This is a genomic window from Patulibacter sp., from assembly GCF_030655195.1.
Lineage (GTDB): Bacteria > Actinomycetota > Thermoleophilia > Solirubrobacterales > Solirubrobacteraceae > Patulibacter.
This window is the reverse complement of the sequence record NZ_JAURWA010000071.1, coordinates 1-24052: the sequence shown is the minus strand read 5'-3', so window position 1 is coordinate 24052 and position 24052 is coordinate 1. Positions and strand designations below refer to the sequence as shown.

Genomic DNA, 24052 nt, shown 5'->3' with positions numbered 1-24052 from the left:
GGTCGCCACCGGGGTGCGTGATTGACCCCGCGGCTAGGTCGCGGAGCTGGGTCTTGCGATGTCAATCACTGTCACTTCTCAGGAGAGAATCCACATGCTGCACAAGGCCATCAGCAACTTGAAGAACCAGGACGGCGAGGGTGAGGGCGGCTTCACGCTCATCGAGCTGCTCGTCGTCATCCTGATCATCGGCATCCTCGCCGCGATCGCTCTGCCGACGTTCCTCGGAGAGTCGGACAAGGCCAAGGACTCCTCGGCCAAGTCGGATGCCCGTAACGCCGTCTCGCAGGTCGAGTCCTGCCTCGCCGACGACAGCACCGCCGTCTCGACCTGCATCACCAAGGCCGGCAACTCCGACCTAAACCAGTTCGGCACCTTGGCCGACGGAACGGCCGTGGGGACCACGGGCTACAAGCTGACGACGACGTCGAAGACGAACAACACGTTCTCGATCACCAAAGCCTCGCCCGGCGGATACACCCGCTCTTGCACGATGACCGGCGGGAAGGACAACGCAGGTTGCACCGCCGACGGTGCCAGCTGGTAGCTAGAGGCTCCGGCAATGGTCAGCACGGCGGTCGTTCGCCGCGGTAGCTGCGGCTGACTACCAGTGTCGTCGCACGGATGGCCCGCCATCCGTCCGGCGGCTGGTGGATTCCGCCGGATCGAACTCCAGGTGTCCGATCGAGAACCATGAGCGGTCTGCCTCGCTTTTCTCCGATAGTCGCCGCCATCGCGTTGGCCGCCACCACCCTGGTCGCGGCCTTCGGGCTGCAGGAGTTCGCGTTCTCGGACTACGAGGCCGAGGTCCTTCCTGCGGCTCAGGCGCTCGGAGACGGCGACGTCACGCTCTTCCTCTCCCGGCTCCCCGGGTATGCCGGGGCTGTCGAGATGCAGGCGCCGTTCGGACTGCTCGGCGGGCTCGTGGGCGGCGACACGGATCTCTGGACCTGGAGGTTCCAGGCGCTCCCCGGTCTCCTGCTGCTCCTGTGTCTCGGAGCCGTGTTGGGGTCCTTCGTCGCAGAGCAGGTCGGGGGCGTTCGCGGAACGCTCTACGGCGGTCTCTCGGCGCTGATGGTCGCCGGTTCTCCGTTCGCGATGCGCGCCGAAGTCATGGGGCACCCCGAGGAGCTCCTGATCTCGGGCCTGGCCATCTCGGCCGTCCTCGCCGCGATCCGGGGCAGGATGATCCCGGCCGGAATCCTTATCGGCGTCGCAGCGGCCGCGAAGCCATGGGCCGTGGTCGCCGTCCCGGTTGTGATGCTCGCTGCCCAAGATCGGCGCGCCCTGGCCGTCAGCATCTCGTCGATGGTCCTGGCGGGTGTCGCGCTCACTTCTCCCGCGCTCCTCGTGCACGGTGTCGGCGGAACAGCCGGCCTCGTCCCGACCGCGGGCGGCGACATCTTCAAGCCGTCGCAGGCCTTCTGGTTCTTCGGCTCCGAGAATCCCGTCGGACACGCCGCACGGAGTGCCGCTGGCACCCTCAACTCCACGGCGGGCGCGCCGTACGCCGACCGCCTCGCCGTCGGCTGGGCGAGCCGGATCTCGCATCCTTTGATCGTCCTCGTCGCTGGCGCCCTCGCCCTGCTGTACGCGCGACGGCCCCTGAACACCCGACGAGGCCCGGACCTCCTGCTGTTGCTCGCCGCGGCTCTCTGGTGGCGATGTGTTCTCGACACCTGGAACGCCGACTACTACGCGCTCGGTGCGCTGCTGACGCTCGCGGTGTGGAGCGCGATTCGTGCGCGAGCACCTTGGTTGGCGATCGCGGTCACGGTTGCAGCCTGGATCACGTTCCGCGGGCCGGCCGCCTGGTGGAACGTCACGCCCGACGCGCACACCGCGATCTACCTGGCGTGGGCGGTGCCGCTCGGCGTGGCGCTGTCTCTCCGGGCGGTCGCACCCGAACGGTGGCGTCGCCTCGTTGCGTCAATCAAGCCGTCACGACGATCCATCCGCGGCCGCTCGGAGGACCGGACCGATGCCCCCATCGTCGCGGCTTGAGCGACAAGCTCGGGCGGAAGGATTGCGTGACCGCGCCGCATCGTCCTCATCCGGCGCGAGCATCGGCCGGCCCGACCGGGGTCTGCTCCTTCACCGTTCGGAGACCTCCTAATGCGGTTGAGCGTCGGGTCCCTGCTCACCCGCATCGCGGCCGTCGGGATCCCGGTTGCGGTGGGCATCCATGCCGCTCACGGCGTGCAAGCCGGCCGGTCGTCGTGGTTCACGTCTGCCGTCTGCGCTTCGGGAGCGCCAGGCAGCGGAGCACGGTGCGACACCGACAGGGCGGTGGCGACGGTGTCGCCGTACGTCCTGCCGGTGTTCAGTGCGGTGCTGGAGACGTGGCTTGCCGTCGTGCTCCTGATCGTCATGCTTCGCGGAATCGAGCGTGCGGTATCGCGCCGTCGTTCGACGGAACCGACCGGATCCGCTTCTCCGGGGTGGCCGGTCGCGACGGATCCCGCCCGCCGACCGCCACGGCGGCGATGACTCGCGGTTTCCCGCGGACTCGGAGATTCGTGGGCCTCGAAGACTCCGCACCCTGCCTGCCCGACGTCACTCGGAAGGCGAGCCCGGCGAGACCCTTCTGCGGCCGGCTCGTCCCGTCACGACGGCGAGTCGACGGACTTCGACCGAGGGCGTGCCCCGGCGTCCGGCGCGTACTCGAGGCCCCTCACCCCACGACCACCCGATCCCGCCCCTGCTCCTTCGCCTCATAGAGCGCCGCATCCGCCCGCCCCACCAGCGCGCTGGCCCCCTCGGCCCCGTCCCACGTCGCCACCCCAAAAGAGCACGTCACCTCGACCGGCATGACCCCACGCAGCCGCTCGATCACGCGGCTCGCAACGTTCGACCCGACACCCGGCAGCACCAGGAGGAACTCCTCGCCGCCGAAGCGGCCGACGATGTCGTGGCCGCGGAGCTCGGCGCGCCACGAGGAGGCGAGCTCGGAGAGGAGGCGGTCGCCCTCGGGGTGGCCGTGGGCGTCGTTGTAGGCCTTGAAGCGGTCGACGTCGACCATGGCGACGGTGATGGGGCGGCCGGTGAGGCCGGCGCGGCGGACGCCCTGGTCGAGGGCCTCATCGAGGGCACGGCGGTTGGGGAGGCCCGTCAGGCCGTCCACCAGGGCCTGCTCGCGCAGGCGGGCGACGAGGTCCGCGCGCTCGATGGCGACGGCGGCCTCGGCGGCCAGCAGGCTCGAGATGGCCAGGCGACGCTCACCGGGGCTCTCCACGCGCTCGGTCCAGCCGGCGACGAGGACGGCGATCGGGCGGTCGTCGAGGAGCACCGGCTCGAAGAGCATGGAGACCACGCCGGTCGTGTCGGCGGCCGAGTCGTCGGCCACCGCGTCGGTGCGCACGTCGGTCACGAAGCGTCGGGTGGCGGACCGCAGGACGTCGCCGCAGACGGACGAGCCGGGGGAGGAGCCCACGCGCAGGTTCACCGGGTCGCCCGACGTGGCGCGGACGACCAGGGCGCCGTCGCCGTCGGGCTCCAGCAGCATCGCCAGGTCGCAGCCGATCAGCTCCTCCGCGGCCAGGCAGACCGTCCGTCGCGCGTCGCCGCGCCGGCCGATGTCGCGCGACACGCGGGCGAAGACGGCCAGGTCGCCGGCCAGGTCGGCGCGCCGGCGGTGCCGGGCACCGTCGATCGTCACGACCATCAGGAGGACGCACGCGGCGGCACCGAGGACGGTGGCCAGGACCGTCGTGCTCACGTCGATCCCGCCGGCCGTCGCCGTCGGTGCCGCGCCCTCGTGGAACGAGACGGCCGCCATGCCGGTGTAGTGCAGCCCGGCGACCGCGACGCCCAGGCCGATCGCCGCGCCCAGGCGGCCCCCGGCGCTCCAGTCGCTGCGTTCGCCGTGCATGGAGGCGACCGCCCCGAGGGCGAGGAGCGACGCGAAGAACGCGACCACCACCGACGCTGCGACGACGAGCGGACTCCACGACTGGGTGGCCGTCGTCTGCAGGCTGGCCATACCCGTGTAGTGCATGGCCGAGACGGCCAGACCCATGAACGACGCGGCCAGCACCAGGAGCCGACGGGTCACGCGCGCGCGGGCCACGATCGCCAGCGCGACGGTCGATCCCGCGGCGGCGAAGAGGATCGACAGGACCACGAGGTCCAGCCGGTAGGACATGTCCATCTCGGTGCGCATGCCGAGCATCGCCAGGAAGTGCATGCCCCAGATGCCGCCGCCCATCGTCAGACCCGAGACGACGAGCAGGGGACGGCGTCGGCGCTCCGGCGCGCGCAGGGCGCGGGCGGCGATCTCGAGCGCGACGAAGGCCGTGACGACCGCCGCGATGAACGACACGATCGCGACGCCGGGGTCCACCCCGAACGAGAGGTGTGACGCAGACCCCCCGTGCATCCCGTGATCCATGGGCGTCCGATCGGCCGAAAGGGCTCCCGCCTTGAGCGTTGCGGCGAGACCTGGACACCACGCACGTCGGCGTCCTGCGCTCCGTGGTCCGGCGACCCGGAGCCGGGGCGCCGCGAAGTTTCTGCGCGACGTCGCCGGGTAGCGCGAACCCCATGGCTACGAAGCTGAAGAAGGGCGACAAGGTCTCCTGGAAGTTCGGGGGCAACAAGACCAAGGGCAAGGTGAAGGAGCGCTTCACCGAGAAGGTGACGAAGAAGATCAAGGGCTCGAAGATCACCCGCAAGGCGTCGAAGGACAAGCCCGCCTATCTCGTCGAGACGAAGGACGGCAAGAAAGCGCTGAAGTCCGGGAAGCAGCTCAACAAGCGGTGACCCGCCACATCCCGGTCGTCCGCTGACCTCGGGCGGGGTCGACACGACGCCACGGGGGCGTCGTGGCGCCTCCCCGTCCGGTGTGCCCGCGTGACACTCGGCGCCGAACTGTTCCCATGGCGCGGCTACGCGCCAGTAGCCTGCGCCGATGAAGCGTCCATCAGGGGTCCGTCCCACCCTCGCCGGTCTCGCCACCATCGTCCTCTGCGCCGTCGCGGCGCCGCCGGCCGTCGCCGCCGATCGCTACGACGTCACCGTCGCTCGCACCGAGTACGGCATCCCGCACATCAAGGCCAAGGACTTCGCGTCCTTGGGCTACGGCTACGCGCAGGCGCTGGCCGAGGACGACGTCTGCACCGTCGCCGAGACGTACGTGACCGTCGGGGCCGAGCGCTCGCGCTGGTTCGGCGCGGACAAGACGTACGAGCTGCGCGGCAACGGCTCGCGGGCGAAGAACCTCAACTCGGACTTCTTCTTCCAGCGGATCAACGACCGCGGCACCGTCGAGCGGCTCGCCGCCGTCCCGCCGCCGATCGGTCCCAAGGACGAGATCCGCCAGGCCGTCCGGGGCTACGTCGCCGGCTGGAACACCTGGCTGAAGGGCAAGGGCGGCACCGCCGGCATCCCGGACCCGACCTGCCGCGGCAAGGGCTGGGTCCGTCCGATCACCGAGATCGACGTCTATCGGCGCTTCCACCAGCTCGCGATCCTCGCCTCGAGCTCCGTGGCCATCGACGGCATCGCCGAGGCGCAGCCGCTGACCGGCCCCGTCGACGCGCAGGCCGCGGCCCGTTCGGTCGCCCCGGGCGAGCTGGACCGGCGCCTCGGCGGCCTGGGCTCCAACGCCTACGCCATCGGCAAGACCGCGTCGCGCAGCGGACGCGGGCTGCTCTACGGCAACCCGCACTTCCCGTGGCAGGACTCCGAGCGCTTCTACCAGGCGCACCTCACGGTCCCGGGCAAGCTCGACGTGACCGGCGGCTCGCTCCTGGGCGTGCCGATCGTGCTGATCGGGACCACGAAGGGGATGGCCTGGAGCCACACCGTCTCGACCGCCCGGCGGTTCGTGCCCTACCAGCTGCAGCTCGTCCCGGGCCAGCCGACGAAGTACGTCGAGGACGGCAAGGTCAAGGACATGCGGGCCGACCGCGTGACCGTCCGGGTGCCCGGCGCCGGCGGGCGACTCGAGCCGCGGACCCGCACCCTCTACTCGTCCGAGCAGGGACCGATCTTCACGTCGCTGCTGGGCCTGTCGCTGTTCCCGTGGTCGCCCGTCAACGCCTACGCGATGCTCGACGGCAACGACGACAACTTCGGTCGTCTGATGAACCACTTCTTCGAGATGGACCAGGCGCAGTCCACGCAGGACGTCGAGGCGGTGCTCAAGCGCTACCAGGGCATCCCGTGGGTCAACACGATCGCCGCGGACACCGCAGGCAACGCGTACTACGCGGACATCGGCACGGTGCCGAACGTCAGCGCCGCGAAGTACGGCGACTGCCAGACGCCGCTCGGCCGGACCACCGACCTGCTGCAGCGCCTGCCGATCCTCGACGGCTCGCGCACCGCGTGCAGGCCAGGCAACGACCCCGACGCCGTGGTGCCGGGGATCCTCGGGCCCAAGAACCTGCCGTCGCTGCGCCGCGACGACCACGTGTCGAACATGAACGACTCGTACTGGCTGACCAATCCCGACAAGCCGCTCGAGGGCTTCAGCCGGATCATCGGCGACGAGCGGACGGCCCGCTCGCTCCGCACGCGGCTGGGCGTCAAGCAGCTGCAGGAGCGCGTCGCCGGCACCGACGGTCTGCCGGGCAAGGGCTTCGACCTCGAGAACCTCATGCAGGTCGGGATGGGCAACCGGGTCTACAGCGCCGAGATCTGGCGCGACGCGCTCGTCGCCGGCTGCGACTCCGAGGCCTGCCGCGTGCTGCGCGGCTGGGACCTGCACAACGACCTGGACTCGAAGGGCGCGGTCCTCTGGCAGCGCTTCGTCGAGCGGCTCGGGGTCGTGCTGCCGGGCATCGTCACCGGGCTGCCGGTCGTCACCAACGTCGTCGGGCCGTTCGCCACGCCGTTCGACCCGGCCCGGCCGGTCGACACCCCCGGGGGCCTGAACCGCCTGACGCCGACGGTCCCGATCGCCCTGAACCAGGCCGTCGCCGACCTGCAGGCCGCCGGCCTGCCGCTGGACGCCACGCTGCGACGCGGGCAGACCGTGACCCGGCGCGGCGAGACGATCCCGATCCCCGGCGGGCCCGGGCCGAGCGGCATCTTCAACGTCATCACCCCGACCTGGAACCCGAAGAAGGGGTACACCGAGGTCGTCCACGGCTCCTCGTTCGTCCAGGCCGTCGACCTCAAGCCGGGATGCCCGGACGTCCGCACGATCCTCACCTACGGGCAGTCGACGAACCCCGCGTCGGTGCACTCGAGCGACCAGACGAAGCTCTTCAGCCAGAAGCGCTGGGTGACCGCCCCGTTCTGCGAGAAGGACCTCGAGGCCGACCGCAGCGCCGACCGGATCCACACCGCGGAGGACGGGTCGACGCTCGTGACCGTCCACGAGGCGCGCGGCAAGGGCCGCCCGCGGGTGGACGTGACCCGTGCGTCGGGGAAGCCCGCGAGGGTCACGGTCAAGGTGCGGCGCGGGAAGCGCCTGGTGCGCACCGTGGTCCGTCGCGGAGCGGCCGTGACCACGTCGCCGACGGTCAAGCGCGGCGCGTACCGGATCGACGTGACCGTGGGTAAGCGGACGCTGCGGGTGACCGCGAAGCAGCGCTGAGCGGAGCGGCGGAGGGCGGTCGGCGCAGCTCGGCGCCGGTTCGCGCGGCTCGCCGAGGCGGAACGCCTGGGGCGCCGGTGGACCTGACCCTCAAGCCCCGGGGGCCAGCGCCCGATGGGTGATGGAGACGTCACAGAACCGGCACCGTCCGCCGGTCCCGTGGCGCTGTAGACGCCGTAGCGTCGAGCCACCACCTCCCTCCCCGTGACCCTGATGCTCATCGTCCTCGCCGCCGCCTTCGGGCTCCTCATCGGGTCGTTCCTCAACGTCGTCGTGTACCGCCTGCCCAACGGGCTGTCGGTCGTGACCGGCCGCTCGGAGTGCCCGGAGTGCCACCACCAGATCCGTGCGTACGACAACGTGCCCGTGCTCTCCTGGCTGGTGTTGCGCGGCCGGTGCCGGGACTGCGGCACGTCGATCTCGGCGCGCTACCCCCTGGTCGAGGGCGCCACGGCGCTGCTGTGGGCGCTGGTCGCCGCGGTCGCCGACGACACCGTCGACGCGGTGCTCGGCATCGTCCTGGTCACCGCGCTGGTGCCGATCACGCTGATCGACCTGGACCACCGCCGCATCCCCAACGCGATCACCCTGCCCGCGGCCGTCATCGCGCTGGTGGCCGGCACCGCGATCGACCCCGGCGGCGAGCTCGGCCGCGTGGCCGCGGGACTGGGTGCTGCGATCTTCCTCCTGATCCCCGCGATGCTGCGCCCGGACGGCATGGGCATCGGCGACGTCAAGCTCGCCGGCGTCCTCGGGCTGTGCCTGGGCCCGGCGGTCGCCGTCGCCCTGCTCGTCGCCCTGCTGTCGGGGACGCTCTTCGGCGTCGTCCTCGCCGCGCGCTCCGGCGTCGAGAAGGCCCGCAAGACGCAGATCCCGTTCGGGCCGTACCTGGCGTTCGGCGGGGTCGTGGCGATCGCCGCCGGCCAGCCGGTCATCGACGCCTACCTCAACAACTTCTGACGTACTCCTGCAGACCCGTCGCGGTCAAGTCGGACAGTCGTCCAAGCCCCGGCGGTTCGGTCACCCGACACCGCGCCGGGCGTCGATAGCACGCCTGAACCCACGGACGAACCCCCGGTCCCACACCATGCCCAGCCGCCAGCTCACCCTCCCCAAGATGCCCAAGCGCCTGCCGTCGCGCCGGGCGCAGAGCACCGCGCCCGTCGCCGGGATCCGCATCGGCGCGACCCACGTCTCGATCGCGCTGGCCGCACCCGCCGCCGGGCCGCTCGCGCCGCGGGTCGCAGCGTCGGCTCCACTGCCCACCGGCGCGGTGAAGAACGGCGAGGTCATCGACGCGGTCGCCGTGGCGGGCGCCATCCGACAGGCGATCGCGGGGCACTCGGGCCTGGGCAAGCAGGCGCGCATCGGCATCGGCTGCCAGAAGGTCGCCGTCCGCGTGATCGACCTGCCGCCCGTGCAGCGCGAGGAGGACATCGTCGCCGCCGTCCGGATGCTCGCCAAGGAGCGGATCCCGACCGCCGCAGAGAACGCGCTGATCGACTTCCGGCTGCTGCCCGACGCGCCCGCCGAGGCCGGCGGCGCCCCGACCAAGCGCGCGCTGGTCGTCGCCGCCCGCCGGGAGCTCGTCGACGGGCACGTCGCCGCCGTCCGCGCCGCCGGCCTGGACCCCGTCGGCGTCGACCTGCTGGCCTTCGGGCTCTCGCGCTGCGTCCGCCCGACCGAGCCGACGCTCCTGCTCGACCTCGACGGGGTCACGACGCTCGCCGTCGCCGGTCCCGACGGGTGCCGGTTCGTCCGCACGATCCCGGCCGGCATCGGCACCGTCGCCGAGGACCTGGCGCAGCGCACCGCCGCCGACCCCGCCGCGGTCGAGGCCGCGCTCCTGGGCGACCGCAGCGGCGTGGACTACGACGTCGCCGAGGAGGAGCCGGCCGTCGGCCGGACGATCCGGGCGATCGCCTCGACCGTCCGCACATCGATCGACTTCCACATCGAGCAGGAGGACGGCGTCGCGCCGGCCACCTGCGTGATCAGCGGCCCGCTGGCCGCCCTCCCCGGGGTCGCCGCGCTGCTGCACGAGACCCTGGACCTGCCCATCGAGCTCGCCGGTGCGCTCGCCGGCGGTGCCGACCCCGTTGCGCTCGGTCTGAGCGTCGAGGAGGTGCGCTGATGCGCGCGATGAACCTGCTGCCCGTCGAGGAGCGGGGCGGATCACGTCCCACCCGCGGCGCGTCGAGCTCGCTGACCGTCAACCACGCCATCGCCGGCGCCGGCGCGGTCGTCGTCGTCGGCCTGGTCGGGCTGTGGGCCGTGACGAAGAGCGACACCGCGACCGCCCGCGAGGCCGAGGTCGCCGCGGTCGCCGCGAGCGCCGCTGATCAGGCGCAGGTCACGCGTCTGGCCCCGGTGGTCGCGTTCGACGCGCGGCGTCAGGCCCGGGAGTCGGCCGTCCTGCAGCTGGCCTCGGGTCGCACGGACTGGGCCATGGTCCTGCGGGCGACGGCCGGATCCCTGCCGTCGAACGTCTCGATCACCACGCTGCAGCTCGCCGCCGCCAACGCGACCGGCGCCGCCGCCGGCGGCACGACGTCGACCGCGACCCCGGCGGGCCTGGCCGGCACGGGCTCGGTCACGCTCCAGATCTGCGCCGACACGCAGCCGCGCGTCGCCACGACGCTCCGCCGCTTCCGCGCGCTGCCGCAGGTCGAGGACGTCGCGCTCAGCCAGACCGCCCGGTCCGCGAGCGGCTCCGGCTCCTCCGGCGCGTCGGCCGGCGGTGGGGGCTGCTCCCGCGTGACCGCCGACGCCGCTCTGGGCCTCTCGGCGCAGACGATCATCGACGGGGCCGCCACCGCGGCGGCGGCGACCACCGGCACGGCGGCCACGCCCGGCGCCGCCGCGACCCCCGACGCGGCGACCACCACGTCGTCCTCCACCACGACCACGAACGGGACCGGCCGATGACCGCCCAGATGCAGAAGGTCCTCCTCGCGCTCGGCGTCGTCATCGTCGCCGCGCTGCTCTGGGTGGTCCTGGTGAGCCCCGCCCGCGACGACCGCACCGCCGCGCAGGACGCGCAGGCGCAGGCCGAGTCGCAGGCCGCCGCCGTCGCGGGGCAGCTCGCGACGGCCAAGGAGGCCGCGAAGCGCACGCCCCAGAACGAGGAGACGCTGGAGCGCCTCGCGATCGCGGTGCCCGAGAAGGTCGAGGCCCCCGCGCTGATCGACGGCCTCGACAGCACCGCCAAGCGCTACGGCGTCACCTTCGACGTCCTGAAGGTCACCAACGGCGCGGCCACCGCGACGCCCGTGGCCCCGGCGACCGCGACGACGACCGGTACCACCGGCACGACGTCGACCACCGCGACCACCGCGACGACGCCGGCGACCGCCGGCACCCCGGCGGGCACCGCCGCGGACGGCAGCGCCGTGCCCGGCACGCCCGGCACCGCCGCGGCCCCCGCGGGCAGCGTCCCCGTCCAGCTCAACATCGAGATCGCCGGGCGCTACACCGGCGTGACCAAGTTCCTCAAGTCGATCCAGAGCGAGGTGCGGGTCCGCGAGGGCGGCCGCGTCAGCGCCAAGGGGCGTCTGCTGCGGGTCGACTCGGTCGACCTGGCCAGCGGCGGCACCTCCGGCGGCCGGACGCTGAAGGGCACCCTGTCGGTCGTCGCCTACCTGCTGCCGAAGGACGCCGCGGCCACCGCGGCGACCGCCACCGCAGCGCCGGCCGCGGGGAGCCAGCCGTGAGCCGCTTCGGGAGCATCGGGTCGCTGCGGTCGCGCTCGTCCTCGGGCGGCGGCTCGAAGAGCGCCATCGACGTCGATCCGGTCATGGCCGCGATCCTCGGCGTGGTCGTCCTCGGCGGGGGAGGCCTCGCGCTCTACGGCGCGTCGCAGGAGACCGAGCCCGACCCGGCCCCGGCGGCGATCGCGCAGCCGAGCGATCCCGTCGTCGAGCGCGCGCTGCGGATCGTCGAGCGGGTCGACGGGACAGCCGCCGCGGGGGAGGGCGTCAGCACCGCCGACGCCGCCCGCGAACGTCGCCGGGCCGCGCGCGCCAGCGCCGCCGGCCGGTCGGCCGATCCCTTCGCCGCCATCACGTCGGGCACCGATGCCGTGACCGGCGTGACGGCGACCGCGACCCCCGGGTCCGCCTCAGGGGCGGCGTCCGGCTCGTCGTTGACGGGGTCGTCCGCGACGGCCGCGGGCGGCTCCTCGTCGTCCGCCAAGACCGCCCGGGAGCTCGCCGAGCGCGCCGCCGCCCAGTCCGCCGCGGCGAACGCGGCGGCGGGCGGAACCTCGTCGGGCGGTTCGACCGGGTCGACCGGCGGCACCGGGTCGACCGGCACCGGGTCCAAGAGCGGCTCCGGGGCCAAGAGCGGCTCCGGGTCGACCGGCTCGCCGGCCGCACCGACCGCCGCCGCCCGGCGCGCGGCCGTCCTCCGGGCCGTCGCCGACCGCCCCGCGAAGATCAGCCTGCGGGTCAACACGGCGTCGGGCCGCAGCACCCGCAGCAAGCGCAGCATGGGCCTGCTCGTCCCGTCGTCGACGAAGACCGTCGCCCGGGTGGTCGGGGTCTCCCGGACCAACCAGGTCGTGACGCTGCGGCTGCGCGAGGGAGCGGCGCTGACGGGCAAGCAGTCCAAGGGCACGCGCTGCGTCGAGCGGCTGAGCTCCGGCGACTGCCGGCTGGTCCGTGTGCACACGGGGCGCACCGCCGTCATCCGTGCGCCCAGGTCCGCGGGCGGCCGACCCGGCGCCGTGACCGCCCTGCGGGTCACGGCGATCTGGCGCGGCGGGTACAAGGTCGCGGGCTGACGTCCGGGCGGCGCGACCGCCCGGGCCAGGGACCCGTTGATCCACGGACCGGGCGCCCGATCGCCCTGGGCGGGCGCGGCGCCCGCACCCGGGCTCCGGACCCCCGGGCCCCCTGGGGGCGCGGGGCCGCACCGGCGGCCCGCCCGTAGAATCGGACGTCATGTCGCTGACCCTCTCCACTGCAGGTGAATCGCACGGACCAGGGCTCACGGCGCTCGTCGAGGGACTGCCGGCCGGCCTGGAGCTCGACCGCGAGGCGATGAACCGCGACATGGCCCGTCGACAGCTGGGCTTCGGTCGTGGCGGTCGCATGAAGATCGAGACGGACACCGCCGAGGTCCGCTCCGGGGTCCGGCACGGCCGCACGCTCGGCGGCCCCGTCGCCCTCTGGGTCGTCAATCGCGACTACCAGAACTGGGAGGAGCGGATGAACCCCTGGCCCGTCGAGGCCGAGGTCCCGCCCGTCCACATGCCCCGCCCCGGGCACGCCGACATGGTCGGCGTCTGGAAGTACGGCCACGACGACGTGCGCAACGTCCTCGAGCGCGCCTCCGCCCGCGAGACCGCCGCGCGCGTCGCCGGCGGCACCCTGGCCAAGGCCTTCCTCCGCGCGCTCGGCGTCGAGATCCGCTCCCACGTCACGCAGATCGGCTCGGTCCACGCGCCCGCCGTGGACCGCCCGCTGCAGGTCGCGGACTTCGAGGGCATCGACGACGACCCCGTCCGGACCCTCGACGCGGACACCTCGAAGGCGATGGTCAAGCACATCACCGTCGAGCGGAAGAACAACGAATCGATCGGCGGCGCCTACGAGGTCCTGACCTTCGGGCTGCACCCCGGGATCGGCTCGCACGTCTCCTGGCAGGAGCGCCTCGACGGCCGCCTCGCCCAGGCGATCTGCTCGATCCAGGCGCACAAGGGCGTCGAGTTCGGCGAGGGGTTCGGCCTGGCCGGGACCCCCGGCTCGCAGGCGCAGGACGAGATCTTCGGCACCGCCGACGCGGAGGACGGCGACGTCGCCACCGGCGCGGTCCGCCGCCGCACCAACCACGCGGGCGGTCTGGAGGGCGGCATGACCAACGGCAACACGCTCGTCGTGCGCGCCGCGGTCAAGCCGATCCCGACGATCACCAAGCCGCTGCGCTCCGTCGACCTGTCGACGGGCGAGCCCGCCAAGGCGCTGCGCGAGCGCACCGACTCGTGCGTCGTCCCGGCCGCCGGCGTCGTGGGGGAGGCGATGATCGCGATGGTCCTCGCCTCCGCCTACCGCGAGAAGTTCGGCGGCGACCACATCGACGACGTCAAGGCCGCCGTCGCCGCCTACGAGGCGCGCATCGGCTGGACGCGCTGAGCCGATGACCGGCCGCCCGCTCCAGCCCGCCGCCCCCGGCGGCCGCACCGCCGTGCCTTCGGTCGGCCGCACCCGGAGGGCCCACCGTGTCGGGTAGGCGCCCCGCCATCGTCCTGATCGGCTTCATGGGGGCCGGCAAGACGACCGGCGCCCGCATGGTCGCCGGCGCCCTGCGCGCCCGCATGGTCGACACCGACAAGCGGATCGAGAAGCAGGTCGGCTCGACCATCCCGCAGTACTTCGCCAAGCACGGCGAGGGCGCGTTCCGCGAGGTCGAGGAGCGCGTGACGCTGGAGATCCTCGACCGCGCCGACGGCGACGTCGTCTCGCTCGGCGGCGGCACCCTGGGCTCCGCGAAGGTCCGCGAGGCGCTGCGGTCCCACATCGTCGTGCTGCTCCAGGTCAGCCTGCCGACCGCGTGGCGCCGCGCCAAGCGCTCCAGCCGCCCGCTGGCGAAGGACCGCAGGGCGTTCGAGGCGCTGTTCCACGAGCGCCAGGCGATCTACGAGCAGGTCGCCGACGTGATCCTCCCCGAGGTCGACCGCCAGCTCCTGCGGCCGGCGATCCCGGTCATCCAGTCGGTGAAGGACGCCAAGGGCGCCCAGCTGCTCTGGGCCCACACGGACTCCGGCGGCTACCCCGTCTGGCTGCGCCCCGGCCTGCTGCGCGACCTCCCACCGTGGCCGCTGCCCGAGACCTCGCGCCGCATCGCGGTCACCGACGAGCACGTCGCCGAGCACCACGCCGGCCGCGTGCCCGGCCTGGCCGGCCTGATCGAGTTCCCGCCCGGCGAGGCCCACAAGACGCTCGCCACCTGCGAGCGCGTCTGGGGCGCGATGATCGACCAGGGCGCCACGCGCAGCGACCACGTCGTCGCGATCGGCGGCGGCGTCGTCGGCGACCTGGCCGGCTTCGTCGCCGCCACGTTCCAGCGCGGCCTGCCCGTCGTCCAGGTGCCCACGACGCTCGTCGCCCAGGTCGACTCGGCCTACGGCGGCAAGACCGGCGTCGACCTGCCGGCCGCCAAGAACTACGTCGGCGCGTACCACCAGCCCGCCGCGGTGATGGTCGACCCCGACGCGCTGGAGACGCTGCCGCGCGAGGAGCTGGCGGCCGGCTACGCCGAGGTCGTCAAGACCGCCCTGATCGCCGGCGGCGCCCTCTGGGACCAGGTGTCCTCCGGCGCCCCCGTCGACCCGCTGACGGTCATGCGCTGCGCGCGCACGAAGCTGCAGGTCGTCGCCGACGACGAGCGCGACGGCGGCCGCCGACAGGTGCTGAACCTGGGCCACACGATCGGCCACGCGATCGAGACCGTCACGGACTACCGTCGCTACCGCCACGGCGAGGCCGTCGGCCTGGGGCTGCTGGCCGCCCTCCGGCTCTCGGGCCAGGAGGCGCTGCGCGACCAGGTCTCCGGGCTGCTGTCCCACGCGGGCCTGCCGACGACCATGGACGCCGCGATCGACGTCGACGAGGTCCACGCGGCCACCGCGAAGGACAAGAAGCGCGTCGGCTCGGCCCCGGTCCCGTTCGTCGTCGTCCGCGAGCCGGGCGACGTCCGCTTCGGGCAGCAGCTCGCCGCGAAGGACGTGCGGGCGGCGGTCGCCGAGCTCGCGCCGTAGCCGCACGGGCAGCGGGTTCCGGCCCGACCGTGCGAGGATCAACGGCATGCGTCGCTTCCGTGTCGCCGTGGTCCACGGCGTCAACCTCGATCAGCTCGGCCGACGGGACCCGAAGCACTACGGGCCCCTGACCTTCCGGGAGCTCGAGCGGCAGGTCGACGAGTGGGCGGGCGAGCTCGAGCTGATCCCGCGGTTCTTCCAGACCAACCACGAGGGCGCGCTCGTCGAGTACCTGCACCGGGCCGAGGGTCTGGTCGACGGGATCATCCTGAACGCCGGCGCCTGGACCCACTACTCCTGGGCGCTGCGCGACGCCCTCGAGCTGGCCGACGTGCCGGCGATCGAGGTGCACCTCTCCGACGTCGAGGCCCGCGACGAGTGGCGTCGCAGCTCGGTCTTCGACGGCCTCGTCCTGCAGAAGATCTCCGGCCGGGGGCCCGAGGGCTACAAGGCCGCGCTGGAGGCCCTGCAGGCACACCTCGTCGAGGTGGCGCCCGAGCGCGTCCCCGCCTCCGGCACCCCGACGGAGGAGCACCTCTCCAGCTCGGACACGCCGCAGATCACCGACCCGACGGAGCCGACGCCGCCCGGTCTGCACGACGACAACGACGCCGACCCCGCGGCCGCGCCGCCGATGCCGGCCCAGGACCCGACGCCGCCCACGAGCATGACCTCGCCGCCGGCCGCCGGCCCGGACGGGGGCGCGCTGTGAGCGCCCCGGCCACCCGCGCGGACCGCCTCGACGCGCTCGCGAAGAAGCAGGGCCTCGACGCCCTCGTCGTCACGAACCTCCACGACATCCGCTGGCTGACCGGCTTCACGGGGTCCAACGGCGTCGTCGTCGTCGGCCGCGACTCCGAGGGCGACCCGATCCGCCGCTTCATCACGGACTTCCGCTACGTCGCCCAGGCCAAGGACCAGGTCCTCGACCCGTGGCAGCGCATCGACGGCGGTCGGGACCTCGGCGGTGCCGGCCTGGCCGCCCACCTGCCCCACGGCGTGCGCAAGGTCGGCTTCGACGACGCGCAGCTGACCGTCGCGGCCCACCGCCGCCTGAAGAACGCCGTCGAGATCGGCCAGGAGCTCGTGCCCGCTCAGGGTCTCGTGTCCGGGCTGCGGGCGGTCAAGGACGCGGACGAGCTGGACGCGATCCGCGCCGCCTCCGAGCTCGCCGACGCCGCGTTCTCCGAGATCGTCCTCGAGGGCGGCGTGGTCGGCCGCACCGAGCGCGAACTCGCGCTGCGCCTGGAGACCCGCATGCGCGAGCTCGGCGCCTCGGGGAGCAGCTTCGACCCGATCGTCGCCGCCGGCGCCCACGGCGCCCTGCCGCACGCCTCGCCCCGCGACGAGGTCATCCCGAAGGGCGTCCTGCTGACGGTCGACTGGGGCAGCGTCCTGGACGGCTACTGCTCCGACTCCACGCGCACCGTCTCGACCGGCGGCATCTCCGACGACGCCCGCGCCGTTTACGACCTCGTCCTCGACGCGCAGCTCCAGTCGCTCGCCGCCGTGAAGGCCGACGCCGACGCGCGGGCCGTCGACAAGGTGGCCCGGGACATCATCGCCGCCGGCGGCCACGCCGACCACTTCGGTCACGGCCTGGGCCACGGCGTCGGCCTCGAGGTCCACGAGGCCCCGACGCTGAGCCCCCGCGGCCAGGGCAAGCTCGTGACGGGCCAGATCGTCACCGTCGAGCCGGGCGTCTACGTGCCGGGCCACCACGGCGTGCGGATCGAGGACCTCGTCGCGGTCACCGACGACGGCAGCGACGTCTACACCACGGTGAGCAAGGACCTGATCGAGGTCACCTGAGCGGCGCGCCCCCGGCGGTCCCGGCCTAGCTCACCAGCGTGTAGCGGATGCGCCGGGTGCCCTTGCTGCAGGTGTACCGCACGAACGGGTCCGCGCCGTTCGACGCGTCGCTGGACCCGCTCAGCCGGCAGCGGTAGCCCGCGACCTCCGGGGTACCGGACGTCTCGTCGGCGAAGGCCTTCGCCAGAGCGGAGCGCACGAGCCGCACGGCGCTCTTGCAGGTCACGCCCTTGACCTCGGCCGTCGCGAAGCTCGCGGCGTACTTCTGCAGCGGCTTCACGGAGGACGGCGAGCAGGACCGGTACGACGCCGCCGACGCGGTGGACGGTCCCGCGGCTCCGGCGATCGCGGCCACCGCGACGGCGGTGGCGAGGGCTGAACGGCGACGGATCGCGGTGGTGCGCATCGGGGCAGCCTAGCGACTGCACGGCGATCAGGGTTACGCCGTCAGCCGTGGTGTCGGCGTCCTCTGCGCCACCCGGATGCCCGGGGTCGCCAGGGTGTCCGGAGGCCCGAACCGCCCGAATTCGTTGACCCGCCTGGGGTCCAACGAACGCCGGGCCCGCGGTGCCCCGACGGTCCTCAGTCCGCGATCGGCACGACCGGCGCACCGGCCGCCCGGTCCGCTCCGACGGCGCGGGTCGGCCGCGTCCGGTGCGCGGCGACCGCGACGACCAGCGCCAGGACCGCGACGACGGCGCCGAAGATCCGGAACGTCGGCAGCAGTCCCAGCGACGACGTCGTCAGGCCGGCGGCGAGCGCCGGGATCGACAGCGACGAATAGGCGACGAGGTAGAACGCCGACATCGTTCGGGCGCGGGTCTCGGCGGGGATGACCGCGGTCAGCGACCGCAGCGCGCCGAGGAACGCGGTGCCCCAGCCCACGCCGGTCAGCACCGAGGCGGCGAGGAACAGCGCGCCGGAGTTCAGCGACAGCGACCCGACGACGCTCGCCAGACCGACGGCGAGGACCACGGCGCCCCCGGTCGTCAGGCGGTGCGGTGCCGCCCGCTGGAAGACGAGCTGCGCGATCGAGCCCGATCCGGTGAGGGCCAGGATCGCCAGTCCGCCGGCGACGTGGTTGTCCGTCCCCAGCTCGATCGCCGCGAGCTGCGGGCCCAGCGACATGAACAGCCCGCCGATCGACCACGAGGCGAGGACGCCGAGGCCCGACAGGACGAACGCCCCGCGGATCGCGGGCGGCACGTGCGGGGCCTCGAAGCGCAGGTTCAGCGGCCGGCGGTGAGCGACGGGCTCGGGCATCAGCAGCGCTCCGACGAGCAGCGCCCCGAAGACGACGAGCAGCACGAGGTAGGGGAGGCGCATCGGGATCGGCCCGTACTGCACGAGGACCGCCGCGATGAACGCGCCGAGCCCCATGCCGGCGGTGCTGAAGAAGCCGTTGGCCAGGCCCGCGCTGTGGCTGTCGCGCCGCGGGTGCAGGTCCAGCAGCGCCGCGCCTGCGGACCCGAGGGCCACGCCGGTGGCCACGCCCTGCAGCGCCCGCGCCGCGAACAGCCACAGCACGGAGTTCGCCGCCACGAACATCGCGGTCGACAGGAGGAGCACGACCAGCGACCCGACCAGGACGGGGCGGCGACCGACGTCGTCGGAGATCCGCCCGGCCACGAGCAGCGCCGCGAGCACCCCGGCGGAGTAGACCGCGAAGATCGCCGTCAGGACGAAGGACGAGAAGCCCCACTCCTCGCGGTAGGTCGCGTACAGGGGCGACGGGGTCGCGGACGCGAAGAGGGCCAGCCCGATGATCGCGGCCATCAGCCAGTACGCGGCGGTCGGGGGCAGCTCGTACCGGCGGTGGGTCGGTGGTGCGGCGGTCGGGGAGGCGGTGGTCATGGCGGGCGATCCTGTTCGGCGGCGGCCGGTGCGTCGTGAAGTTCCAAACGTTTGGAACAACTGCGTTGTAGCATAGGGGCGTGTCCACTCCCGCGATCAGCACCGGTGACGTCGCGACGGCCGTGGCTCGCCCGACGCCGGCGGACGCCTCGCCCGACGCCCCCCGCGGGAGCGTCGCCCCCGCCGTCGCGCGCGACACGATCCGGCACCCGCCGGTCGACGCGCTCGACCTGGCCCAGGCGCTGCGTACCGTCGGCGATCCACTGCGTCTGCAGATGGTCCGCACGCTGGCCGACCAGGGCGAGCTCCTCTGCGGCGCGCTGGGCGATCAGCTCGGCCTGCCGAAGTCGACGTGCTCGTACCACGTGCGCCTGCTGCGCGAGGCCGGTCTGACCCGCACCCGGCAGGCGGGCACGCAGCGCTTCATCTCGCTGCGTCGCGACGACCTCGAGGCCCGCTTCCCGGGGCTCGTGGGCGTCCTGACGGGCGCCTGAGCCGGGGCCGCCCGACGGCGACGCCCCGGAGCCTGCCGACCCGGTCGCCCGACCTGGTCGCGGGGGATCGGGAGCTCCGGTCGAAGGCTCCGTCCGGTGCTCCGCGGGACTCGCGCGGGGCCGGGCGTGCGCTTCCGCCTAGACTCTCCGGAGCTCATGATCTCCACGAACCAGTTGAAGAACGGCAACCACATCGAGGTCGACGGGGTCGTCTTCAAGGTGCTCGAGACCCAGCACGTCAAGCCGGGCAAGGGCGCCGCGTTCGTCCGCTCGAAGCTCCGCCGGGCCAGCGACGGCAACGTCATCGACAAGACCTTCCGCGCCGGCGAGAAGTTCCGCTCCGTCCACACCGAGGCGCGCAACATGCAGTACCTCTACGAGGACGGCACGGAGGCGCACTTCATGGACACGCAGTCCTACGAGCAGCTCGCCATCCCGATCGCCGCCGTCAGGTCGGCGCTGCGCTTCGTCCGGGCCAACGACGAGGTCCAGATCCTCTTCATCGACGACCAGCCCTCGGACGTCCAGCTGCCCTCGTCCGTCGAGCTCGAGGTCACCTTCACCGAGCCCGGCCTCCGCGGCGACACCGCCTCCGGTGGCGGCGACAAGCCCGCCACCCTCGAGACCGGCGCCGAGATCCGCGTGCCGCTCTTCGTCAACATCGGCGACCGCGTCAAGGTCCAGACGGAGTCCGGCGACTACATGTCGCGGGCCTAGCGGCCCCGGGTGCCCCGGCGCCTGCCGGGGCCCGTCGCGCGGCGGGAGCTTCCCCGGCCGTCGATCGCGGAGCGGGTGGCGTAGCCTTCCCGCCGAATGTCACGTCGGAGCGACCAGCGGCGGGAAGCCGTCTTCACCGTCTACCAGCACGATCTGACCGGGCGGCCGCTCCACGACCTGTTCGACACCGACGCGGCGATGTTCACCCGCTCGCTCGCCCACGCGACGACGGACCACCAGGACGAGTTCGACGCGCTCATCGGCAAGCACGCGAAGGGCTGGAGCGTCGAGCGCATCAACCCGCTCGAGCGGTCGATCATGCGGGTCGCCCTGCTCGAGATGCTGCACCCCGACGTGGTCCCGGCCGACAGCCCGATCCCCGCCGAGGGCGCGATCTCCGAGGCCGTCGACACCGCGAAGACGTTCTGCGACGCCGAGGCCCCCGGCTTCGTCAACGGCATCCTCTCGGCGATCCTCAAGGACCAGGGCTCGCGGCCTCCGGCCGACTGAGTCCCGGTTCTCGACGTCGTCCCGACGCCGACCTGGGGCAGAGCCGGACGCCCACCGGCGGCGGGTCCGGGCCCGGCACCCGGGCGCGGGCGCGCCACGGTCCGTCGATCCTGCACACTGTGGGGGTGAGCGATCCGGCCGCCGACCAGGACCTGCAGATCCAGATCGCCCGTCTGGAGCACGCCCTCGGCCGGGTCGCCGACGACGCGGCGGACCCCGACCAGCAGGTGACCGCCGCCGAGCAGGTCGCCCAGACGGCGACCGACGCCGGTGCGGCGTTCGACCGCCTCGTGCGCGAGGCCGCCGGCCGATGAGCGGTCCCTACCCCGACGACCTCCGCGCGGCCGTCGACGCGTACCTGACGGCGCTGCGCTTCCCCGCCCGGGCTCCCGCCGTCGGCGGACTCGAGGAGGCCATGCGCTACTCGCTGCTGGCCGGCGGCAAGCGGATCCGTCCCGTCCTCGCGCTCGCGACCGCACGGGCACTCGGCCTGGACCAGCGCGCGGCGATGCCGCTGGCCGCCGCGATCGAGCTGATCCACACCTACTCGCTGATCCACGACGACCTGCCGGCGATGGACGACGACGACCTGCGTCGCGGCCGGCCGACCTGCCACGTCGCGTTCGGGGAGGACGTCGCGATCCTCGCCGGCGACGCGCTCTACGCCGAGGCGTTCAAGCACCTCCTGACCGCGGGCCTGGCCGCCGGCGTCCCGGCCGAGAACCTGCTCGTCGCGGCCGCCGAGCTCGCCGACGCCACCGGCGTCGACGGCATGGTCGGCGGCCAGTTCCTCGACGTCACGGCGGACAAGGCGCTGGCCGCGGCCGAGAGCGGGGCGGGGGACCCGGTCGGGTTCGACGCCGCGGCATCCCCGGCCGACGACGTCGCGCCCGGCCCGGAGACGCCGTTGCCCGCCGCGGCCCCGGGCTCGGGCGGCCCGGCCGGTCCGACCGTCGCCGTCCCCGTCGCACCGGTCGTCACGGCCGAGGACCTCCGCGTCCTGCACGAGCTGAAGACCGGCCGCCTGATCGGCGCGTCGGTCGGCTGCGTGCTGGCGATCGCCGGCGTCGACGACGACCGCGCCGCCGCCCTGCGGGGCTTCGCCGCCGACCTCGGCGTGCTGTTCCAGGTGGTCGACGACATCCTCGACGTCACCGGCACGGACCTCGACCTCGGCAAGCCGCAAGGCAGCGACGAACGTCACGGGAAACGCACGTACGTGACCGAGTACGGTCTGGACGGAGCCCGCAGCATGGCCACCGAGCTGCACGACGCCGCATCCACGGCCCTCCGCTCCGCCGTACCCTCGACAGGAGCCGAGGACCTGCACACCCTCACCGCGTTCATCCACACGAGGACCAACTGACCCGTGACCCGCCTGCTGGACCGCATCGACCGCCCGCAGGACCTGCACGGCCTCTCCGAGGAGCAGCTGCAGCAGGTCGCGCAGGAGGTCCGCGAGCACATCATCGACACGGTCGGTGAGATCGGCGGCCACTTCGGGGCCAACCTCGGCACGTGCGAGATCGCGGTCGCGCTGCACTCGCTGCTCGACAGCCCGACGGACAAGATCCTCTGGGACGTCGGTCACCAGTCCTACCCGCACAAGATCCTCACGGGTCGACGGGACCAGCTCGGCACGATCCGCAAGTACGACGGCATGGCGCCGTTCTGCTCGATCCACGAGTCCGAGCACGACATCATGGGCGCCGGCCACGCGTCGACGTCGATCGGCTACGGCGTCGGCCTGCGCGAGGGCATGCGCATCCGCGAGGCCAACTCGAACGGCGCGGAGGTCCCCGGCAAGGTCGTCGCGGTCATCGGCGACGGGTCGATGACCGGTGGGGTGGCCTTCGAGGCCGCGCACCAGGCCGGCGGCCTGGGCACGCCGCTCGTCGTGATCCTCAACGACAACGGGATGTCGATCTCGCCGAACGTCGGCGCGCTGTCGCGGTACTTCCAGGGCGTCCGGCTGCACCCGAAGCTGTGGCACGGCCGCGAGAAGGTCGAGGAGCGGCTGACCGACCTCCCCGGTGTCGGCGGTCTGGTGGAGAACGTCGGTCCCAAGCTCAAGGGCTCGATGAAGCTCCTGAATTCCCACGGCGAGCTGTGGGAGTCGCTCGACTGGGCGTACGTCGGCGTCGTCGACGGCCACGACGTCGCGGCCCTGCGCGTCGCCCTGCGTCAGGCGTTCAAGGCCGACCGGCCCGTCGTCGTGCACGTCAAGACCGTCAAGGGCAAGGGCTTCGCCCCGGCCGAGGACGGCGGGCTGGAGGGCATGGAGAAGTGGCACGCCGCCAAGCCCGGCTCCATCGTCCACGGCGCCCCGGCGCCCAAGGTCGCGGTCGATCCCGACGCACCGCCCAAGCCCCCGACCTACACCCAGGTCTTCGGCGAGCGGATGATCGAGGAGGTCCGGGCGGACCGCCGCGTCGTCGGCATCACCGCGGCGATGAACACGGGCACCGGTCTGAACCTGCTGCAGGTCGCCGAGCCCGATCACTACTTCGACGTCGGCATCGCGGAGCAGCAGGCCCTGCTCTTCGCGTCGGGTCTCGCGCTCGAGGGCCTCAAGCCCGTCGCCGCGATCTACTCCACGTTCCTGCAGCGCGCGTACGACCAGATCGTCCACGACGTCTGTCTGCAGGAGCTCGACGTCGTCCTGGCGATGGACCGCGCCGGCCTGGTCGGCGACGACGGCCCGACGCACCACGGCGTCTTCGACATCGCCTACCTGCGGCACCTGCCCAACATCGTCCTCGCCGCACCGCGCGACGAGTCGCAGCTCGTGCACCTGCTGCACACCGGCATCCAGCACCCCGGCACGTTCGCGCTGCGGTACCCGCGCGGCGAGGGCACCGGCGTCCCGCTGCCCGGCGCCGAGGGCCCCCGCGTCCTGCCGATCGGCAAGGGCGAGGTCCTGCGTCAGGGCGACCGCGTCGCGATCCTCGGCTACGGCTCGGGCGTCGGCGTCGGCCTCGAGGCCGCCGCCGTCCTCGCCGAGGCAGGCGTCGAGGCGACCGTCGCCGACGCCCGCTGGGCCAAGCCGATCGACGTCGAGCTGGTGCGCGACCTGGCGCAGAACCACGAGCTGCTCGTGACGGTCGAGGAGGGCGTCCTCCAGGGCGGGTTCGGATCGGCGGTCTGGGAGGCCGGGGACGAGCACGGCGTGGACTGGGGCTCGTGCCGCATCCTCCGCGTCGGCATGCCCGACCGCTACGTCACGCACGGCGCGCCGAAGCTCCTGCACGCAGAGGTCGGCTTCACCGGCGCCGACGTCGCGGCCCGCATCGGCGTCGCGCTGGGCGTCCCCGTCGGGGCGTCGGCCGCCGGCGACTGACGGACGCGCGGCGCCGCGCC

The 24052-nt window shown here is 73.3% G+C and carries 22 protein-coding genes; 19 read left to right on the top strand and 3 right to left on the bottom strand.

The features are described from left to right. Nucleotides 1-94: 94 nt before the first annotated feature. Both Q7T67_RS07505 and Q7T67_RS07500 read left to right on the top strand, forming a co-directional pair. Nucleotides 95-547 carry a prepilin-type N-terminal cleavage/methylation domain-containing protein gene (locus Q7T67_RS07505; protein WP_304787613.1) on the top strand — a complete coding sequence of 151 codons (453 nt, stop codon included), beginning with the start codon at nucleotides 95-97 and terminating at the stop codon, nucleotides 545-547. Between the two features lie 146 nt (nucleotides 548-693). Beyond that, nucleotides 694-2004, top strand: coding sequence for a hypothetical protein (locus Q7T67_RS07500; RefSeq protein ID WP_304787611.1), 1311 nt, complete (start codon nucleotides 694-696; stop codon nucleotides 2002-2004). 670 nt (nucleotides 2005-2674) lie between these two features. On the opposite strand, the gene Q7T67_RS07495 is transcribed toward Q7T67_RS07500, so the two are convergent. Further along, nucleotides 2675-4378, bottom strand: a complete 1704-nt coding sequence (locus tag Q7T67_RS07495) for a diguanylate cyclase (protein ID WP_304787609.1) — start codon at nucleotides 4376-4378, stop codon at nucleotides 2675-2677. A gap of 164 nt (nucleotides 4379-4542) precedes the next feature. Between Q7T67_RS07495 and Q7T67_RS07490 the strand changes: the two genes are divergently transcribed. The 11 genes from Q7T67_RS07490 to Q7T67_RS07440 all read left to right on the top strand — a co-directional run bounded on the left by Q7T67_RS07490 (nucleotide 4543) and on the right by Q7T67_RS07440 (nucleotide 17117). Further along, complete coding sequence (locus Q7T67_RS07490) at nucleotides 4543-4761, top strand: DUF2945 domain-containing protein (RefSeq protein ID WP_304787607.1); 219 nt, start codon at nucleotides 4543-4545, stop codon at nucleotides 4759-4761. A gap of 148 nt (nucleotides 4762-4909) precedes the next feature. Beyond that, complete coding sequence (locus Q7T67_RS07485; protein WP_304787605.1) at nucleotides 4910-7546, top strand: penicillin acylase family protein; 2637 nt, start codon at nucleotides 4910-4912, stop codon at nucleotides 7544-7546. 213 nt (nucleotides 7547-7759) lie between these two features. Then, nucleotides 7760-8506: an A24 family peptidase gene (locus Q7T67_RS07480; RefSeq protein ID WP_304787616.1), complete on the top strand. Its 747-nt coding sequence runs from the start codon at nucleotides 7760-7762 to the stop codon at nucleotides 8504-8506. Nucleotides 8507-8633: 127 nt separating this feature from the next. Then, entirely contained in the window at nucleotides 8634-9680 is a 1047-nt protein-coding gene (pilM, locus tag Q7T67_RS07475; protein ID WP_304787603.1) for a pilus assembly protein PilM, read from the top strand. Then, nucleotides 9680-10474, top strand: coding sequence for a hypothetical protein (locus Q7T67_RS07470; protein WP_304787601.1), 795 nt, complete (start codon nucleotides 9680-9682; stop codon nucleotides 10472-10474). The genes pilM and Q7T67_RS07470 overlap by 1 nt, the downstream gene beginning before the upstream one ends. Then, nucleotides 10471-11259, top strand: coding sequence for a type II secretion system protein GspM (gene gspM, locus Q7T67_RS07465; protein WP_304787600.1), 789 nt, complete (start codon nucleotides 10471-10473; stop codon nucleotides 11257-11259). The genes Q7T67_RS07470 and gspM overlap by 4 nt, the downstream gene beginning before the upstream one ends. After that, on the top strand, nucleotides 11256-12329 hold the full coding sequence (locus tag Q7T67_RS07460; protein WP_304787599.1) for a hypothetical protein: 1074 nt from the start codon (nucleotides 11256-11258) through the stop codon (nucleotides 12327-12329). The genes gspM and Q7T67_RS07460 overlap by 4 nt, the downstream gene beginning before the upstream one ends. 160 nt (nucleotides 12330-12489) lie before the next feature. Continuing rightward, nucleotides 12490-13680, top strand: a complete 1191-nt coding sequence (aroC, locus tag Q7T67_RS07455; protein WP_304787597.1) for a chorismate synthase — start codon at nucleotides 12490-12492, stop codon at nucleotides 13678-13680. Between the two features lie 86 nt (nucleotides 13681-13766). Beyond that, nucleotides 13767-15305, top strand: a complete 1539-nt coding sequence (locus Q7T67_RS07450) for a bifunctional shikimate kinase/3-dehydroquinate synthase (protein WP_304787595.1) — start codon at nucleotides 13767-13769, stop codon at nucleotides 15303-15305. Between the two features lie 46 nt (nucleotides 15306-15351). Then, on the top strand, nucleotides 15352-16017 hold the full coding sequence (locus Q7T67_RS07445; RefSeq protein ID WP_304787593.1) for a type II 3-dehydroquinate dehydratase: 666 nt from the start codon (nucleotides 15352-15354) through the stop codon (nucleotides 16015-16017). Then, nucleotides 16014-17117 carry a Xaa-Pro peptidase family protein gene (locus tag Q7T67_RS07440; RefSeq protein WP_304787591.1) on the top strand — a complete coding sequence of 368 codons (1104 nt, stop codon included), beginning with the start codon at nucleotides 16014-16016 and terminating at the stop codon, nucleotides 17115-17117. Before Q7T67_RS07445 ends, Q7T67_RS07440 begins: the two co-directional genes overlap by 4 nt. Nucleotides 17118-17142: 25 nt before the next feature. Here the strand turns inward: Q7T67_RS07440 and Q7T67_RS07435 are convergent, their stop codons facing one another. Together Q7T67_RS07435 and Q7T67_RS07430 are read right to left on the bottom strand one after the other, a co-directional pair. After that, the gene (locus tag Q7T67_RS07435) at nucleotides 17143-17523 is read right to left on the bottom strand and encodes a hypothetical protein (RefSeq protein ID WP_304787590.1); all 381 of its coding nucleotides are present in this window, start codon (nucleotides 17521-17523) and stop codon (nucleotides 17143-17145) included. A 176-nt stretch (nucleotides 17524-17699) separates the two neighbouring features. Beyond that, nucleotides 17700-18971, bottom strand: coding sequence for an MFS transporter (locus Q7T67_RS07430; protein WP_304787588.1), 1272 nt, complete (start codon nucleotides 18969-18971; stop codon nucleotides 17700-17702). Between the two features lie 80 nt (nucleotides 18972-19051). Between Q7T67_RS07430 and Q7T67_RS07425 the strand changes: the two genes are divergently transcribed. The 6 genes from Q7T67_RS07425 (at nucleotide 19052) to dxs (ending at nucleotide 24032) form a co-directional block, all read left to right on the top strand. Further along, nucleotides 19052-19465, top strand: a complete 414-nt coding sequence (locus Q7T67_RS07425; protein WP_304787586.1) for a helix-turn-helix transcriptional regulator — start codon at nucleotides 19052-19054, stop codon at nucleotides 19463-19465. 156 nt (nucleotides 19466-19621) lie between these two features. Continuing rightward, nucleotides 19622-20182 (top strand): elongation factor P, encoded by a 561-nt coding sequence (efp, locus tag Q7T67_RS07420; protein WP_304787583.1) that lies wholly within the window; start codon nucleotides 19622-19624, stop codon nucleotides 20180-20182. Nucleotides 20183-20278: 96 nt separating this feature from the next. After that, the gene (locus Q7T67_RS07415; RefSeq protein WP_304787580.1) at nucleotides 20279-20692 is read left to right on the top strand and encodes a transcription antitermination protein NusB; all 414 of its coding nucleotides are present in this window, start codon (nucleotides 20279-20281) and stop codon (nucleotides 20690-20692) included. Between the two features lie 125 nt (nucleotides 20693-20817). Further along, nucleotides 20818-21006, top strand: a complete 189-nt coding sequence (locus tag Q7T67_RS07410) for a hypothetical protein (RefSeq protein ID WP_304787578.1) — start codon at nucleotides 20818-20820, stop codon at nucleotides 21004-21006. Continuing rightward, nucleotides 21003-22058 carry a polyprenyl synthetase family protein gene (locus Q7T67_RS07405; protein ID WP_304787576.1) on the top strand — a complete coding sequence of 352 codons (1056 nt, stop codon included), beginning with the start codon at nucleotides 21003-21005 and terminating at the stop codon, nucleotides 22056-22058. The genes Q7T67_RS07410 and Q7T67_RS07405 overlap by 4 nt, the downstream gene beginning before the upstream one ends. Nucleotides 22059-22061: 3 nt before the next feature. Then, nucleotides 22062-24032 (top strand): 1-deoxy-D-xylulose-5-phosphate synthase, encoded by a 1971-nt coding sequence (dxs, locus tag Q7T67_RS07400; RefSeq protein ID WP_304787574.1) that lies wholly within the window; start codon nucleotides 22062-22064, stop codon nucleotides 24030-24032. Nucleotides 24033-24052 lie beyond the last annotated feature (20 nt).

Bases quoted from the DNA above. Each gene is read 5' to 3' on its own strand.
- Q7T67_RS07435 (WP_304787590.1), bottom strand. From the start codon at position 17,523: ATGCGCACCACCGCGATCCGTCGCCGTTCAGCCCTCGCCACCGCCGTC.
- Q7T67_RS07415 (WP_304787580.1), top strand. From the start codon at position 20,279: ATGTCACGTCGGAGCGACCAGCGGCGGGAAGCCGTCTTCACCGTCTAC.
- pilM (WP_304787603.1), top strand. From the start codon at position 8,634: ATGCCCAGCCGCCAGCTCACCCTCCCCAAGATGCCCAAGCGCCTGCCG.
- Q7T67_RS07490 (WP_304787607.1), top strand. From the start codon at position 4,543: ATGGCTACGAAGCTGAAGAAGGGCGACAAGGTCTCCTGGAAGTTCGGG.
- aroC (WP_304787597.1), top strand. From the start codon at position 12,490: ATGTCGCTGACCCTCTCCACTGCAGGTGAATCGCACGGACCAGGGCTC.
- Q7T67_RS07505 (WP_304787613.1), top strand. From the start codon at position 95: ATGCTGCACAAGGCCATCAGCAACTTGAAGAACCAGGACGGCGAGGGT.
- Q7T67_RS07405 (WP_304787576.1), top strand. From the start codon at position 21,003: ATGAGCGGTCCCTACCCCGACGACCTCCGCGCGGCCGTCGACGCGTAC.
- Q7T67_RS07445 (WP_304787593.1), top strand. From the start codon at position 15,352: ATGCGTCGCTTCCGTGTCGCCGTGGTCCACGGCGTCAACCTCGATCAG.
- efp (WP_304787583.1), top strand. From the start codon at position 19,622: ATGATCTCCACGAACCAGTTGAAGAACGGCAACCACATCGAGGTCGAC.
- Q7T67_RS07485 (WP_304787605.1), top strand. From the start codon at position 4,910: ATGAAGCGTCCATCAGGGGTCCGTCCCACCCTCGCCGGTCTCGCCACC.
- Q7T67_RS07480 (WP_304787616.1), top strand. From the start codon at position 7,760: ATGCTCATCGTCCTCGCCGCCGCCTTCGGGCTCCTCATCGGGTCGTTC.
- gspM (WP_304787600.1), top strand. From the start codon at position 10,471: ATGACCGCCCAGATGCAGAAGGTCCTCCTCGCGCTCGGCGTCGTCATC.
- Q7T67_RS07500 (WP_304787611.1), top strand. From the start codon at position 694: ATGAGCGGTCTGCCTCGCTTTTCTCCGATAGTCGCCGCCATCGCGTTG.
- Q7T67_RS07470 (WP_304787601.1), top strand. From the start codon at position 9,680: ATGCGCGCGATGAACCTGCTGCCCGTCGAGGAGCGGGGCGGATCACGT.
- Q7T67_RS07495 (WP_304787609.1), bottom strand. From the start codon at position 4,378: ATGCACGGGGGGTCTGCGTCACACCTCTCGTTCGGGGTGGACCCCGGC.
- Q7T67_RS07430 (WP_304787588.1), bottom strand. From the start codon at position 18,971: ATGACCACCGCCTCCCCGACCGCCGCACCACCGACCCACCGCCGGTAC.